Genomic DNA, 15,562 nt, shown 5'->3' with positions numbered 1-15,562 from the left:
GGCTAGTCGACCTTCTGGTTCAGGCTCTCGAAAATCATCTGCTGAAGGTGCGGCCACTGTGAAGGAGTTGCGAGCATGGGACATTTTTTTAATAAATTATTGCAGTGGTTTATGGGGGATAAGCAGGGAAAGATCCTGGATAAGCTGGTACGCATAGTATTGGGGAGCAATTTGGCAGCGGTGCTTATTCTGGGGGGGATTGCCCTTTATGGCATGAATGTTTCCCTTAGAGAGTCACAGAATATGGGGGAAAGTCTGGGCGAAAATTCGTATGAAAATAGCTCGAGCCTTCTGATAGAACAACGGCAGGAAGAACTGCTGCATATAGCTCAGGACAATGCCTCTATCATCAATCGCAGCCTGATGGATATTGCCTGTGATGTGCAAGTTGTGGCCCGGCAAGCTGAGAAGATAGAAAGATACCCGCAAAGGTTCATGCCAGTGGAAGTGCATACACCTGCTCCTGACAACTACCGTGCGCTGGATCTTTACCTTCAGTATGGGCCTGAGGTTTCTCTGGAGCCTTTGGCTGGGCATATTTCCTTGATGGCCAATATCGGTGACTGGCTGACGGGAATGTTGGAAAACAATGTCATGGCACAGTCGGTGTTCATTGCTTCCAGGGAGAACTTCGCCCTGTCCGTAGATGCCAAAAGAGTGCTGGCAGCGGATAAGTCAGATATTCCGCAGCCACAATATGATGCTTTGGCCAGTGACTGGTACAAGAGTGCTGCTAGTCAGAAGGGATTTGTTTTTACCCCTGTCAGAAGGTTTATGTTCAATAAGAGATTGGGAATGTTTTGTTCCGTACCTTACTACGATGGGAATAACGAACTGCTTGGTGTGGCCTGCATGCAAATCACCCTCAGTGATCTGCAGAATGTCCTGAAAGAAATAAACCTGCATGAAGGAGGTTTTTGTTTCGTGACGGACAAGCGAGGGTATGTCATTTTGTCCTCTCAGGAAGACCCCGGTGAGGCAGGCACTGGGAGGGAGCTTGCGGTAAATATCAAGAACGACCTGAGGGAGTCTGACAATCCAACCCTGGCCCTGACTGTCAGGGAAATGGTGGCGGGGGACTGCGGTGTGCGGCAAACCAAGGTGGACGGCAAAGACTATTACATCGCCTTTGCTCCCATCGAGAGCAGTGGCTGGAGCTTAGCGGCGGCCTTCGCTGCTGATGATGTCATTGCCCCTGCTGTGCAGAATAAGGCTGATATCAGCAAGATTACGGAAGAAAAGACTTCTTATCTGAAAGGGCAGATGTTGTCCACCATGCTCCTGATGGTGGTTGCCATCATAGCATTGCTGGCTGCAGTGGTCTATAGCGGCAGGAAGCTTTCCAGGCGGTTTGTGGCACCTATCAGTGAATTGGCTGATGGTGTGCGGGAGATCAGCAGCGGGAATCTCGGCAAGAAGGTTGAAGTCCACACGGGGGATGAGCTGGAGCATCTGGCAATCTGCTTCAATGCCATGACAGACGAGCTTCAGACTTATATGAAAAACCTTACGGAAGTCACGGCAGAAAAAGAGCGCATTGCTACGGAACTTTCCGTTGCCAGGAATATCCAGATGGGGGCATTGCCCCGGGATTTCCTGGAGGACAAGAAAAGCATCCAGCTTTTTGCCACTATGTCTGCTGCCAAGGCAGTGGGCGGAGATTTTTATGATTTTTATATGCTGGATGAGAAACATCTGGTGGTGACCATTGCCGATGTGTCAGGCAAGGGGGTGCCTGCGGCGCTCTTTATGATGAGGGCTAAAACGACCTTGAAGAATCTTATGCTTATGGCAACTGCCCCTGATGATTTCGGCGCTGTCATGACCCTGGCCAATCAGGAGCTTTGCCAGGACAATGGAGAAATGTTGTTCGTCACGGTATTCCTGGCTCAGCTGGATCTGGACACAGGAGAAGTTATCTACGTGAACGGAGGGCACAATGCGCCTCTGGCCAGACAGGCAGGCAAATTCAGCTATGTGCGGCATAAGAAAAAAGATAAGATGCTGGGCATGATAGAAAATTTGAGCTATGAGACCCATCGTTTGCAGCTTTCTCCCGGGGATATGCTTTTCCTTTACACGGATGGCGTGACAGAGGCTATGAACAAAGAGAAAAAGTTCTATACGGAAGAACGTCTGCAGAAGGTTTTGGACAACATGAGCGGCGAGGCTTCAGTGAAAGAAATCTTGACGGAAGTCAGGGGCGACATAGATGCATTTGCAGACGGAGCTGAACAGTACGATGATATCACCATGCTGGGGGTGATGTTCTGTGGAAAAGGCCAATGGGAAGATTTTGCCTATGGCAAAATTTGAACAATTGCCTTATAATGCATAGCAGGTGAATTTTTCATAATTGTGTAGTAATAGGAGAAGTAATATGTCTGAAACATGCAATCACGATTGCTCTTCCTGCGGGTCTACCTGTGGGGAGGACAGCCGCAAGGTGCAGGATCTGCACGAGAAGCCGAATGAGCTGAGCAATATCAAGCACGCCATTGCCGTGGTCAGCGGCAAGGGCGGCGTGGGCAAGTCCTTGGTAACGGGGCTTTTGGCAGTGGCCATGCGCCGGAAGGGGAAGCATACAGGGATACTGGATGCGGATATCACCGGGCCTTCCATACCCAAGATGTTCGGGGTCACGGGAGAGGTGCTGGGCTCCCAGGCTGGGGCTTATCCCGTGAAGTCGGCCGGGGGCATCGATGTCATGAGCATGAACCTCCTGCTGGAGCAACAGACTGATCCCGTGGTCTGGCGCGGGCCTATCCTTTCCGGGGTAGTGAAACAGTTCTGGACGGATATCATCTGGGAAGACACAGATTACCTTTTCCTGGATATGCCGCCCGGCACCGGCGATGTGACCCTGACGGTGTTCCAGTCCATCAAGGTGGATGGCATTGTCATCGTTACCAGCCCGCAGGAGCTGGTTTCCATGATCGTGGCCAAGGCTGTGAAGATGGCAGAGATGATGGAAGTGCCTATCCTGGGCCTGGTGGAGAACATGAGCTATTTCAAGTGCCCGGACTGCGGCAAGGAGCATGAGATCTTCGGCCACAGCCATCTGGAAGAAATCGCTGCCCAGTATGGCCTGGACATTTTGGGACGCATTCCCATCATGCCGGAACTGGCCGCCCAGTGCGATGCAGGGCAGATTGAGAATGTGCAGGAAAACTGGCTTAGCGAAGCTGCAGACAAAATACTGGCAAGGTAAAAGAGATTTGTGCTGATACAAGGCACAGCAAAAGGAGGCTGCACTGCTCATGCGGTCTCCTTTTTGGCGTGATGATTTTTTGGTGATGGTTTGTAATTGGGAAGACAAGGGAGCTTCCGGGGGACTTTGATTTTCTAGCGTGGCATCAATGCTTCTGATAAGGTCAGCCGTTCGTGCAGGAAGGGGGATTTTACGTAGCGAATGGGGATGGGCGGGGAGAGCATGGTGGATTCCGGGGACAAAGATGGTTTCGCAGATGGCTCTATGATGCGGGTGAATTCTTCTTTTGCGGTGGTAATTTGCAGAGCAGCTTTCCCTGTCTGGCCGTTCATCATAAGCCTTAGGAAACCGCCGTTTGCCAAGGTGGTTTCCAATGCATATATGGGGAGCAGCACCAGGCCGTAGTTGTGCTGTCTGATATCTCTGGAGACCCAGCGCAGCTGTATTTCTTCCAGGCCGAATGCCCTGCGGAGTCTTTGGGGAGCAGTCCTTTGCAGTATCCAGTCGGGTATTCTGGCCTGCCAGTCCCCAAGGTTTTCCGAAGCCAGGAGCTGAACCTTTCCCTCCAGATAGGCTGGCTTCAATGAGGTGATCTCACCGTAGTCCCAGGGGGAAAGTTCGTCCATGAGGAAGATGTCGTAGATGATGGAGCGCGGCCAGGCCCAGTCCAGACATTCCTGGTAGTACCAAAAGCCACCCCGTTCACAGGACACTTTCATCTTCCAGCGAAGGTCAGCCAGCTGTACCGGGACATAGGCAGATGTCAGCCTGTCATTTACATGGCTGGTGTCCTGGATAAGGCCTTTTACTATCTCTTTGGCACTGATCTGCGCTGCAGGCTTGGAAAGCTTGAAGGGCAGGCATTTGCTGTAGAGATTGTACTTTCGTCCCACCACCAGGCGTTCGTCGTATTTGCCAGTGGCAATCTGTTCCTGGTGGCCGAATTTCTGGCCGCAATAGGGGCAGGTGAAGAGGTTCTCTGTCAAGAGGGAGGTCAGATGATTCCCACAGAAAGGGCAGTTCAGTTCGCAAAAGCTTTCATTCCGGAGGGCGTAAAAAGCTTCTGCGTCTCTTTCCAACAACTTCCGGTCAAGGGGAAGGAGTCTTTTCAGGCGTTCTTCCCGGGGCGGTGGGGCCAGTGCCTCCTTGACCTCTATGGCTACGTGTCCCAGCTTCAGCAGACCGTCCACAATCTTCACTGGCTGGTGGCGAAATTTCACCGCTGGGGCAAAATCCTCATCTGTAATGGCAAAGGGACGAAAGGTGTCGCAATAGAGGCAGCTGAAGCCGCCTTTCTTCATGTCCGGGTACATAGGTGCTCCGCACTTGGGGCAGGCCAGTGCAGAGATCTTTGGTTCTTGGCTTTTAGATATTTCCATCACGTGCTCCTTTCTTTGCTTATGAGTCAGCAGGGAAGAATGATGAATATACTATACATAAGACAAGTGGGAGGCAGGAACAGTTTTTGCCTGGTCGGGGTCATTATAATACAGCCCCGCGGGCTTGGCAAGATAGATAAGAGGGAGCTTTAAGACACTGCATTTTTCCAGATGTTGGATAAATTTTTTCAGATGCTGGAAAAATGTGTTGACATGCTCTTGCCTCAATGATATACTATAGGAGCTGTCGCAGGAAAGCGGTAGTGTTGGAGTGCTGATGTAGCTCAGTCGGCAGAGCGTATCCTTGGTAAGGATAAGGTCACCAGTTCAATCCTGGTCATCAGCTCCATTTTTTATTCTGGCTGTCGCAGAAAAGCGGTAGTGCTGGAATGCTGATGTAGCTCAGTCGGCAGAGCGTATCCTTGGTAAGGATAAGGTCACCAGTTCAATCCTGGTCATCAGCTCCATTTTGATTTTTATCCCGGAGGGCGGTTGCCTTCCGGGTTTTTCTTATGTAAAGGAAACACTGATTAATTCAGTCACCCATCTTGACGTATCTTGTCTGCCCTCCCTGCGTTGACAAATCCTCGACATAGCCCGCTATGCCTCCGGTTTGTCGCCTTGGGAAGGACAAACAATCTGCGCCAATCTGTATGACTTCATTTAATCAGTGTTTCCTAAAATTTGTCTGCATTTGATTGAAAAATACTTTATCTTATGGTAGAATATTTTTTGTGTTAATATGTAAATGCGTTGATGGAGACAGTAGGCACGCAGGAACGTCAAAGCGAACCGGGGCTGGTGAGAGCCGGGGGCTAGTAGGGCGGGCTGAACATCACTTCGGAGCAGCAGGCTGAGAGTCCCTTGGGACACGTAAGCCCCGCCGGTTCTTCCCGTTACGAAGCAGCGTATGATGGTACGTGGCAAATAGGTGGTATAAGTGTAGGCAAGGCCTGCATCCTGTTTGGGATGCAGGCTTTTATATTTTTTAGGGGGAATAGAGTTGTATAGCAAAGTAGACACCAACCTTGATTTCGTCACCCGTGAGAAGGAAGTAGAGGAATTCTGGAAAAAAGAGGGCATTGCCCAGAAGGCTATTGATCAGCGTGAGGGCTGCGATACCTTCACTTTCTACGATGGTCCGCCGACGGCTAACGGCAAACCCCATATCGGCCATGTGCTGACCCGTGTCATCAAGGATATGCTGCCCCGCTACCAGTCCATGAAGGGCAAGAAAGTCCTGCGCAAGGCTGGCTGGGATACCCACGGCCTGCCGGTGGAGCTGGAAGTTGAGAAGCTGGTGGGCATCAACGGCAAGGAGCAGATTGAGGAATACGGCATCGAGCCTTTCATCAAGAAGTGCCGGGAGTCCGTCTGGAAGTACAAGGGCATGTGGGAGGAGTTCTCTGACGTGGTCGGCTTCTGGGCTGACATGGACCACCCCTACATCACCTATGAGAATGACTTCATCGAGTCCGAGTGGTGGGCACTGAAGGAGATCTGGAAGAAGGGCCTCCTCTACAAGGGCCACAAGGTTGTGCCTTACTGCCCCCGCTGCGGCACCCCTCTTTCCTCCCATGAGGTGGCACAGGGCTACAAGGACGTGAAAGAGCGTTCTGCCATGGTGAAGTTCAAGGTCAAGGACGAGGATGCTTACTTCCTGGCCTGGACCACCACTCCCTGGACCCTGCCTTCCAACCTGGGTCTCTGCGTGAATCCTGAGGTTGACTATGTGAAGGTCAAGGTGGCAGGTGTTGTCTATTACCTGGCTGAGGCTCTGGTGGATACCGTCTTTGAGGGCGTGGAAGGCGAGCGTGAGGTGCTGGAGCGTTACAAGGGCAAAGACCTTGAGCATCGTGAGTACGAGCCCCTTTACCCCTATGCAGAGGGCAAGCTGAAGAAAAAGGCTTTCTACGTGGTCTGCGATGACTATGTCACCACCTCCGACGGTACCGGCATTGTCCATATCGCTCCGGCTTTCGGTGAGGACGATAACCGTGTCTGCCGCAAGTACGATATGCCCTTCGTGCAGTTCGTCAACAACAAGGGCGAGATGACGGAAGAGACCGACTGGCCCGGCGTCTTCGTGAAGGATGCCGATCCCCTGATCATCGATGACCTGAAGAAGAGCGGCAAGCTCTTCAAGGCGCCCAAGTTCGAGCACAGCTATCCCCATTGCTGGCGCTGCGATACTCCGCTCATCTATTACGCTAGGGAAACTTGGTTTATCAAGATGACGGATGTGAAGGACAAGCTCATTGCCAACAATAACACCGTCAACTGGATTCCGAAATCCATCGGCGAGGGCCGCTTCGGCGACTGGCTGGAGCACGTGCAGGATTGGGGCCTGTCCCGCAACCGTTACTGGGGCACGCCGCTGCCGGTGTGGGAGTGTGAGTGCGGTCATCAGCATGCCATTGGCTCCATTGCCGAGCTGAAGGAAATGTCCGACAACTGCCCGGAGGAAATCGAGCTGCACCGCCCCTACATCGATGCAGTGACCATCAAGTGCCCTGAGTGCGGCAAGGAAATGCACCGCGTGCAGGAGGTCATCGACTGCTGGTTCGACTCCGGCGCCATGCCCTTTGCCCAGTGGCATTATCCGTTCGAGAACAAGGATATCTTCGAGAAGCGCTTCCCGGCTGACTTCATCTCCGAGGCAGTGGACCAGACCCGTGGCTGGTTCTACTCCCTGATTGCCATTTCCACTTTGCTCTTTGACCAGGCACCTTACAAGAACGTCATTGTGCTGGGCCATGTGCAGGATGAGAACGGCCAGAAGATGTCCAAGTCCAAGGGCAATGCCGTTGACCCCATGGATGCCCTCCGCAAGCATGGCGCCGATGCCATCCGCTGGTACTTCTATGAGAACAGCGCTCCCTGGCTGCCCAACCGCTTCCATGATGGGGCTGTGCAGGAAGGCCAGCGCAAGTTCATGGGTACCCTGTGGAACACCTACGCCTTCTTCGTGCTCTATGCCAACATCGACGAATTCGATGCTACCAAGTACAGCCTGGAGTACGATAAGCTCAGCGTCATGGACAAGTGGTGCCTGTCCCGCCTGAACACCATGGTGAAGGAAGTGGACAGCTGCCTCTCTAACTACCGCGTGACCGAGGCTGCCAAGGCACTCCAGTCCTTTGTGGACGAGCTTTCCAACTGGTACGTGCGCCGCAGCCGCAGCCGTTTCTGGGCCAAGGGCATGGAGCAGGACAAGATCAATGCCTACATGACTCTCTACACGGCTCTGGTGACTACTGCCAAGGCTGCTGCTCCCATGATTCCTTTCATGACTGAAAGCATCTACAGGAATCTGGTCTGCAGCATTGACAAGGCTGCTCCCGTGTCCGTGCATCTGGCAGACTTCCCCGTGGCAGACGAGGCCCTCATCGATACCGAGCTGGAGCAGAACATGGAACTGGTGCTCTCCATCGTGGTGCTGGGTCGCGCTGCCCGCAACGAGGCCAACATCAAGAACCGCCAGCCCATCGGCCACATGTTCGTGAAGGCTGCCGGCACTCTGGATGATTTCTTCAAGGAAATCGTGGAGGACGAGCTGAATGTGAAGGAAGTTGTCTTCAAGGAAGACATGGAGGACTTCACCGTCTACACCTTCAAGCCCAACTTCCGCGCTCTCGGCCCCAAGGTGGGCAAGAACATGGGGGCAGTGAAGAATGCTCTTGGGGCCATGAATGGCCGTCAGGCCAAGGAGTCCCTGGACAGCACTGGCAGCCTCAAGGTCACCCTGGCCGATGGCACGGAGTACAGCCTCACCTCTGAGGACGTGGAGATTTCCATGAGCCAGGCCGAGGGCTACAACTGCCAGAGCTACGGCGAGGTGGCTATTGCCCTGGAAACCACCCTCAGCGAAGAACTTCTTGAGGAAGGCTTCCTGCGGGAGATCATCAGCAAGGTGCAGACCATGCGCAAGGAGAACGGCTACGAAGTCACCGACCACATCAAGGTTGGGCTCTCCGGCAATGACAAGCTCCTGGCCATCGTGAAGAAGGCGGAGAACGAGGAGATGCTGCGTTCCGTGACCCTGGCAGATGAGGTGGTCTACGGCAGTGACGTGGCCCATGCCAAGGAGTGGAACATCAACGGCGAGACGGTGGTGTTGTCCGTTGAGTGATGCGAAGCGTCTGGCCGTGGACAAGGACCTGATGGTGGAACTTGACCATGACCATGTGCTGGTGGATGGCAAGATCGTCCACCGCCACCCACATACCCATAGCCATACGCATACCAAAAGCGTGGTGAACCGCCTGGCCCGCATCATCGGCCATCTCCAATCCGTCAAGAAGATGGTGGAGGACGGCAGGGACTGCACGGAAGTGCTCACCCAGCTGGCAGCGGTGGACAGCGCTCTCAAGGGAGTCAGCCGGGTCATCATCAAGGACCACATGGAGCACTGCATCGTGGATGCGGTGCAGCATGAGGACCGTGAGGCCCTGGAAGAACTCAGCAAGGCTATAGACAGTTTCATAAAGTAAGGAACTATCACGAAATAAATCAAACATCTTGCTTGTCTAAATTTCTGCTGTCTGCGTTGTCGTCGTTCGGCGTAGCCCACTACGCCTCGCTCCTCCGCCTTGACAGCAAAAATTTATCCTACGCAATCTGCATAATTTATTTCGTTCCAGTTCCTAAGCAAAGCGCCCAACCGCAATCTTGTTTTGCGGTTGGGCACTTTTGCAATCTGAATTTCAATGGAGGCGGTGTTTTTAGAACTTGAACTGCCGCAGGGCCTGCTGCTGTTCGTGGGCCATGTTGGACAGGGGTTCGCTGGCCGACGCTCCAGATGGCAGCCAGGGGGTTCGCCAGACCTTGGCCAGCGATATCTGGGGCGCTGCCGTGGATGGGCTCGAACATGCTGGGGTATTTGCGCTCAGGGTTGAGATTGGCGCCTGCTGCCAGCCCCATGCCGCCGGCAATGGCGGCGCCCAGGTCAGTGAGGATATCGCCAAAGAGATTGCTGGTGACCACGATCTGGAAGCGCTTGGGGTTCTTGACGAAGAACATGCTGGCGGCGTCCACCATTATTGGATATGGTTTGGCCGAGCTGTTTGATCTTCTTCATCTTGTTCCCTCCAGTCTTGTTATTTCAAGTCCTGTAAACAAGATGAAGTATATCAGATGTAAATGGAAATATGATGGTTGACTATGGAAACTAAATGAAAGATTATGTGCATACCTGCCGCCGTTTCCTGCATGACGGACTGAAGCTGAAGGAATAAGGAGTGGTCTATCTTGAAGTATTATGCTGGTTGTTATGAATCTCCCCTAGGCTCCCTGCTTATGACCAGCGATGGGGAAGCTCTCACCGGGCTGTCCTTTGTGGATGAGCCCCCGGCATTGCAGGTGACGCAGGCTCTGCCTGTTTTTGCGGATGCCTGCCGCTGGCTTGACTTATATTTTTCCGGTAAAGTGCCGGATTTTACGCCGCAGCTTTCATTGCAAGGGTCAGATTTTCGGCGGGCAGTGTGGGAAATACTGCTCACTATTCCCTATGGTCAGACAATTTCATACGGGGAGATAGCCGACATGATTGCCAGGGGACGGCAGCTGGGAAAAATGTCTGCCCAGGCAGTGGGCGGGGCTGTAGGACATAACCCTGTAGACATCATCGTTCCCTGCCACCGGGTGGTAGGAAAGGATGGCAGCCTCACAGGCTATGGGGGAGGGCTTTGGCGGAAGGAATGGCTGCTGAAGCTTGAAAACATCACATAGCATGGAGGTGGTACAATCCTGCCTCTTGGGCGAGCAAAATATCGTACACAAAAAGAGATTCTTTTGCTAAAATTATAAGTAACCAAGGTTTGAACATTTTTGTTTGTGCTGGACCATGTAGCAATGAAGCTGACAGGTGGCGGAAATTTTCCTGCGATATCTGTCGATTTTGGGAAAGGAGGAGCTTTGTGCGGAGAATCCTCATTTTGACAATTCTGGTTCTCATGGCGGTCATCGCGGGAATCCTGCTGATCAGAGATGATTGGCAGAGCGTGGATTTGGCCAATAAGACAACCAAAGTGGGGCTGCTTCTGAACGGTTCACGCTCAGACCGCAGCTTTAGCCAAACACATTATGAGGCACTGGAATCCCTGCAGGACGAGCTGAATTTGGAAATCGTCTGCCGTGAGAATGTGTCCGCCGACTGTTACAAGGATATCGAAAGCCTCATTAGGGACAAGGGCTGCGAGATCATCGTGGGGGTATCCTTTGGCTTCGGTGAATCCATGCAAAAGGCTGCGGAGAAGTACCCGGATGTGTATTTCCTTCACGCTACGGGCACAGGACACAGCAGCAATCTGTCTTCCTTCTTCGGCAGGATGTATCAGGCACGGTATCTTTCGGGCATTGTGGCAGGGATGCGGACGGAGACGGGAGCCATCGGCTATGTGGCGGCCTTCCCCATCCCGGAGGTAATCCGGGGCATCAATGCCTTTGCGCTAGGAGTGCGAAGCATACGCCCGGACGCGCAGGTCTATGTACGCTACTGTAATTCCTGGACGGAGGACAGTGCGGCCGGAGAAGCATTCAACAATCTGATGGACAGCCATCCCGACATAGACACCATGGCCCTGCATACGGACTCCATTCATCCCCATCGGGAGGCGGAGAAGCGGGGCGTGTGGTCCATCGGCTACAATCTGGACAATAGCGATGAATTTCCCAAGACCTATCTGACTGCCTGCATCTGGAAATGGAATGTATGCTACCGCAAAGAAATCCTGAGCTGCCTGCAGGGAAAATTCCATGGAAGCCATGAGTGGATGAACCTGGAGGACGGCATTGTCTCCCTTTCGGATTTCACCGGAAATGTGAAGCCGGAAACAAAGCAGGAAGTGCTGGCGGCCAATATAAAGATGAGGAGCCGGAAATTCGATGTTTTTTATGGACCGATTACAGACAACATGGGCAATGTCCGCGTGGAGGCAGGGGAATCTATGTCGGACAGCGAAATGCTCAACGGATTTGATTGGTGTGTGGAGGGTGTGACGGTTGAAGAGTAAGGAATGGCTGAGACGCAAACTCCCGCTGCTGCTCGTATTGTTTTGCATTTTGGCGATTGTGGTCGTGATAAGGAGTTTCAAACTTCCCGAAACAGAAAAGCAGCCTGTGGTTGGTCTAGTCCTGATTGGAGCGAAAGCGGATCGGGGCTGGAATGAGAGCCACTACGATGGCCTGTCGAGCGCCTGTGACGTATACGGGTGCGTCCTCCGGGTGCGGGAGCATGTGCCGGAGGATGAGAGGGCACTGAACCATGCTGTCGAGGAACTGATCAGCGAAGGCGTCAATGCCATCTATCTGACCAGCTTCGGCTACGGTCAGTATGTGGACAGGATTGCCAAGCAGCACCCGCATGTTGCCTTTTTTTCCATTTCCGGCAAGGGCAAGGAGAAAAACTGCACTACCTATTTTTCCCGTCTCTATCAGGCGCGGTACCTGGCGGGTATTGTGGCAGGCAGCGAGAGCCGGACAGGGGTGCTGGGCTATGTGACTGCGACGCCGAATGCTCAGGCCAATCGCAGCATCAATGCTTACGCTTTGGGAATGCGCGTTGCCAACCCGAAGGCGCGGCTCATTGTCCGTTTCGTCAATAGCTGGGATAATGAAGAAGAGGAGCGGGCAAGTGTCGCCCTTCTGGCCAGCAGGGGCGCAGATGTCATCACCTATCATGAGGATATGCCCCATGCTGTGCGGGAAGCGGAGGAACTGGGGCTTTTAAGCACTGGCTATGACAGTGTGTATGAACAGTACTCCGAGCGGTTCCTGACGGCGGCGCTGTATGACTGGACTATGGTATACAGGAGAGTGCTGGGGGACTATCTGAGCGGGAGGACGAACACGTCCCGCAATTACTGGCTGGATATAGCAGAAGGCGGTGTCAAGCTGTATCCCCTGTCTCCGCTGGTGCAGCCCTGGACCAGCGCGCTGATGAAGCGGGAAGAGAAGCGCATCATGACGAACTGGGATGTGTTTTCCGGCTTGATACGCGACAACAAGGGAAACATTCGTTGCAGGGAGGGCGAAAGAATCAGTGACCATGAGCTGTTTACCGGTATGGATTGGTTTGTTGAGGGAGTAGAGATATATGAATAGCAGATTCTCTTTTAAAGGGAAGGGAAGCAATCTCCTGGCCACCCTCTTTTTTGCTGCGATATTGCTGGTTGTGGGGGCGCTGTTTCAGCAGCGGATGAGCGAGCTCTTGATTCATTATACAGAGAATCAGACGAAGCGGCAGGCAGAGACACTGGCAATACAAGCTGCGGAAAAGCTGGGAGCGGAGCTGGACATTCTCAACTATATCGCTTCCAAGATTGAAGCTAATCCGGAAGAAATGGAGAGGCTCATGCCCTTGGTCTTCAATGAGGCAGGCTTGAAGCAGGGGCTGCTGGCCATTGACGGCCAGGCAATTTTTGGGGACAGTCTGTCCCTTTACACCTACGATGGCATACAGACCTCTGTGCGAGGGGAAAGGGCAATCACCTTTGTGCAGGATCGGGGAATTCTGTTCACCTGTCCGGTGTTCCATGGCAAGAACATCAAATATGTTCTCTATCGGCTCTATCCCCCCGAAACCATCAGGGAGAGGTTTTCTATCAGCTGCTATGATGATATCGGCAGGATGTGTGTCGTCACGCGTAAAGGTGATATTATCATTCCCTTTGCACAGCTTGACGAGGAAGATATGGATTTCATGCAGAGTGGAGAGCTCAGGGAGTTCTTCCATTCCATGCATCGGGATATGGAAACCTCCATGGCGGCGGCTCGCACCTTCAATACGACCCGGGGAGATATGCTGCTGCTTGAGGCGGAAATCCCGGGAACGAACTATCTGATTGCGGGGTTCGTGCCGAAGGAAAAAGCCTCCGAGGGAATCGGAAGCCTTACGCTTTTGGTGGTTTGGGTCTTCGGCCTGTTGATGTTGCTGGTCGCGGTGGGGGCCATGTATCTGGTCCAGATCCGGGATGATATCTACGAGAGTGAGGAACTCAAAAAGGCAAAGGCCATGGCCGAGGAAGCTTCCCGCGCCAAGAGCAATTTCCTTGCCAATATGTCCCACGAGATCCGTACACCCATCAATGCGGTGCTCGGCATGAATGAGATGATCCTGCGGGAATGCGAGGACAGAAACATCCTTGCCTATGCCGAAGATGTGAAGGCCGCCGGCAACACATTGCTGGGAATCATCAATGATATTCTGGATTTTTCCAAAATCGAGGCAGGTAAAATAGAGATCATTCCTGTGGAATACGACCTTTTGGGCAGCCTCAACGACCTTGTGACGATGATTCAGGTGCGGGCGGAAAGCAAGAATCTCTCCCTTGTCCTGAATTTTGATCCCAATTTGCCTAGAAGGCTCTATGGGGATGAGATCCACATCAAACAGGTTATTACGAATATCCTGACTAATGCGGTGAAATATACGGAAAAGGGAAGTGTGACATTTTCCGTTGGTTTTGACCGGAGCGAGGAGGCGCCGGATGAGGTGCTGCTTCATGTCTCTGTGAAGGATACGGGCATAGGCATCAAGCATGAGGATCTCAAAAAGCTTTTTTCCGAGTTTGAACGCATCGAGGAAAAGCGCAACCGCAAGATCGAAGGCACTGGCCTGGGCATGGCCATCACAGGAAAACTGCTTCGCATGATGGGCACAGAGCTGCAGGTAGACAGTGTCTATGGCAGCGGCTCCGAATTTTACTTTTCCCTGCGGCAGAAAGTTGTCAGCTGGGAACCTTTGGGAGACTACCAGAAAGCCCGTCAGGTGCATCTTTCAGAGCATAAAAAATACCAGGAAAAGTTTATAGCCCCCGATGCCTGTGTCCTGGTGGTGGACGATACTCCGCTGAATCTGGTAGTGTTCAAGGGGCTTCTGAAGCAGACGCAGATTCAGATCGATACGGCAAACGATGGGGACGAGGGAATCTCCCTGTCCCGGGAAAAGAAGTATGACCTCATTTTCCTGGATCATATGATGCCGGGGAAGGATGGCATCGAAACCCTGAAATATATGAAGTCAATGCCGGATAACCCGAACAGCGGGACTCCCGTGATTTCCCTGACGGCCAACGCTATTTCGGGTGCCAGGGAGGAATACCTGGCTGCCGGGTTCCAGGACTATCTGACCAAGCCCGTAGACAGCGCTAAATTGGAAAGCGTGCTGATCCAATATCTGCCCCAGGAAAAAGTGCGCGTGCGGGAGGAGGGAACGGAAGATGCACCTGCTGAAGAAAATATTCTGCCCTCCTGGCTTCAGGAGCTGGAGGGAATCGACACGCAGGAGGGCATAGGGCATTGCGGTTCGGAAGCTGCCTATCTGGACACAGTGAAGGTGTTTGCCGAGGCGGCCTGGTCCGGGATTGCGGATATCGAAGGCTATTTCCGGAGTGAGGACTGGCCAAACTATACGACCAAGGTCCATGCCCTCAAGAGCACGGCGCGCATCATCGGCGCAAGGCTTCTTTCAGAAATGGCGAAACGCCTTGAGTATGCGGGCAATGCCGGCGAGATAGAGAAGATCAAGGTGGAAACGCCGGCGTTATTGTCCATTTACCGTAGTTTCGCAGAAAAACTCGCGCCTCTTTGCCCGCCGAAGCAGCGAGACGAGGAAAAAGTGCCCATTGATGAGGCGGCGCTGAGAGAAGCATACGATACCTTGAAGGAATTTGTCGCCTCTTTTGACTATGACAATGCGATGTTTGTGCTGGAATCACTGGAGGAATATCGCTTGCCGGAAGATGAGGAGAAACGCTATCAGAGCATCCGGACAGCAATAGAAAAGCTGGATTGGGAAAAAGCAGGGCAAATCCTTGCAGACGGGTAGTCAGTTTGCCTTGAAGAACAAGTAAAAAAATCCTCCGAAATGTGATGATATCCCCCTGGCTACCAACAGGAAAAGCGGTCATATCCTGCTGCAGTATGCAGACAAGAAACTGAATGAGTAGTTTTGTATGGGCACCTGGCCTTC

At 52.8% G+C, this 15,562-nt stretch carries 9 protein-coding genes, 2 tRNA genes and 1 pseudogene; 10 read left to right on the top strand and 2 right to left on the bottom strand.

Annotation, left to right across the window (positions count from 1 at the left end):
- Positions 1-75: 75 nt before the first annotated feature.
- Together P159_RS0113975 and P159_RS0113970 are read left to right on the top strand one after the other, a co-directional pair.
- Complete coding sequence (locus P159_RS0113975) at positions 76-2,316, top strand: SpoIIE family protein phosphatase (protein WP_029544977.1); 2,241 nt, start codon at positions 76-78, stop codon at positions 2,314-2,316.
- 64 nt (positions 2,317-2,380) lie between these two features.
- A complete protein-coding gene (locus P159_RS0113970; RefSeq protein ID WP_029544975.1) occupies positions 2,381-3,211 on the top strand; it encodes an Mrp/NBP35 family ATP-binding protein in 831 nt (276 codons plus the stop codon).
- A 134-nt stretch (positions 3,212-3,345) separates the two neighbouring features.
- Here P159_RS0113970 and P159_RS21270 read toward each other — a convergent pair whose 3' ends face one another.
- Positions 3,346-4,590 carry a hypothetical protein gene (locus P159_RS21270; RefSeq protein WP_029544973.1) on the bottom strand — a complete coding sequence of 415 codons (1,245 nt, stop codon included), beginning with the start codon at positions 4,588-4,590 and terminating at the stop codon, positions 3,346-3,348.
- Between the two features lie 273 nt (positions 4,591-4,863).
- On the opposite strand from P159_RS21270, the gene P159_RS0113955 reads away from it, so the two are divergent.
- The 4 genes from P159_RS0113955 to P159_RS0113940 all read left to right on the top strand — a co-directional run bounded on the left by P159_RS0113955 (position 4,864) and on the right by P159_RS0113940 (position 9,083).
- Positions 4,864-4,939 (top strand) — tRNA-Thr (locus tag P159_RS0113955).
- Between the two features lie 42 nt (positions 4,940-4,981).
- Positions 4,982-5,057 (top strand) — tRNA-Thr (locus tag P159_RS0113950).
- Between the two features lie 536 nt (positions 5,058-5,593).
- A complete protein-coding gene (gene ileS, locus P159_RS0113945; RefSeq protein ID WP_029544971.1) occupies positions 5,594-8,722 on the top strand; it encodes an isoleucine--tRNA ligase in 3,129 nt (1,042 codons plus the stop codon).
- Positions 8,715-9,083 carry a metal-sensing transcriptional repressor gene (locus P159_RS0113940; RefSeq protein WP_349254360.1) on the top strand — a complete coding sequence of 123 codons (369 nt, stop codon included), beginning with the start codon at positions 8,715-8,717 and terminating at the stop codon, positions 9,081-9,083. Before ileS ends, P159_RS0113940 begins: the two co-directional genes overlap by 8 nt.
- 298 nt (positions 9,084-9,381) lie before the next feature.
- Here the strand turns inward: P159_RS0113940 and P159_RS20050 are convergent.
- Positions 9,382-9,633 (bottom strand): annotated as a pseudogene (locus tag P159_RS20050) (isocitrate/isopropylmalate family dehydrogenase); the annotation flags it as partial.
- Positions 9,634-9,840: 207 nt separating this feature from the next.
- On the opposite strand from P159_RS20050, the gene P159_RS0113930 reads away from it, so the two are divergent.
- From P159_RS0113930 to P159_RS0113915, 4 genes are all read left to right on the top strand, one after another.
- Complete coding sequence (locus tag P159_RS0113930) at positions 9,841-10,320, top strand: methylated-DNA--[protein]-cysteine S-methyltransferase (RefSeq protein WP_029544964.1); 480 nt, start codon at positions 9,841-9,843, stop codon at positions 10,318-10,320.
- Positions 10,321-10,526: 206 nt separating this feature from the next.
- Positions 10,527-11,603, top strand: a complete 1,077-nt coding sequence (locus P159_RS0113925; protein WP_185753750.1) for a BMP family ABC transporter substrate-binding protein — start codon at positions 10,527-10,529, stop codon at positions 11,601-11,603.
- A gap of 106 nt (positions 11,604-11,709) precedes the next feature.
- On the top strand, positions 11,710-12,693 hold the full coding sequence (locus P159_RS0113920) for a BMP family ABC transporter substrate-binding protein (RefSeq protein WP_185753749.1): 984 nt from the start codon (positions 11,710-11,712) through the stop codon (positions 12,691-12,693).
- Positions 12,686-15,418 (top strand): response regulator, encoded by a 2,733-nt coding sequence (locus P159_RS0113915; protein ID WP_051650380.1) that lies wholly within the window; start codon positions 12,686-12,688, stop codon positions 15,416-15,418. Before P159_RS0113920 ends, P159_RS0113915 begins: the two co-directional genes overlap by 8 nt.
- The last annotated feature ends 144 nt before the right edge of the window (positions 15,419-15,562 follow it).

Source organism: Selenomonas sp. AB3002, assembly GCF_000702545.1.
Taxonomy (GTDB): Bacteria; Bacillota; Negativicutes; order Selenomonadales; family Selenomonadaceae; genus Selenomonas_B; species Selenomonas_B ruminantium_A.
The sequence above is the reverse complement of the archived record's forward strand: the minus strand, read 5'-3'. Positions and strand labels throughout refer to the sequence as shown.

Excerpts from the sequence above, each read along its gene's own strand:
- P159_RS0113915 (WP_051650380.1), top strand. The coding sequence starts at position 12,686 with ATGAATAGCAGATTCTCTTTTAAAGGGAAGGGAAGCAATCTCCTGGCC.
- P159_RS0113970 (WP_029544975.1), top strand. The coding sequence starts at position 2,381 with ATGTCTGAAACATGCAATCACGATTGCTCTTCCTGCGGGTCTACCTGT.
- P159_RS21270 (WP_029544973.1), bottom strand. The coding sequence starts at position 4,590 with ATGGAAATATCTAAAAGCCAAGAACCAAAGATCTCTGCACTGGCCTGC.
- P159_RS0113975 (WP_029544977.1), top strand. The coding sequence starts at position 76 with ATGGGACATTTTTTTAATAAATTATTGCAGTGGTTTATGGGGGATAAG.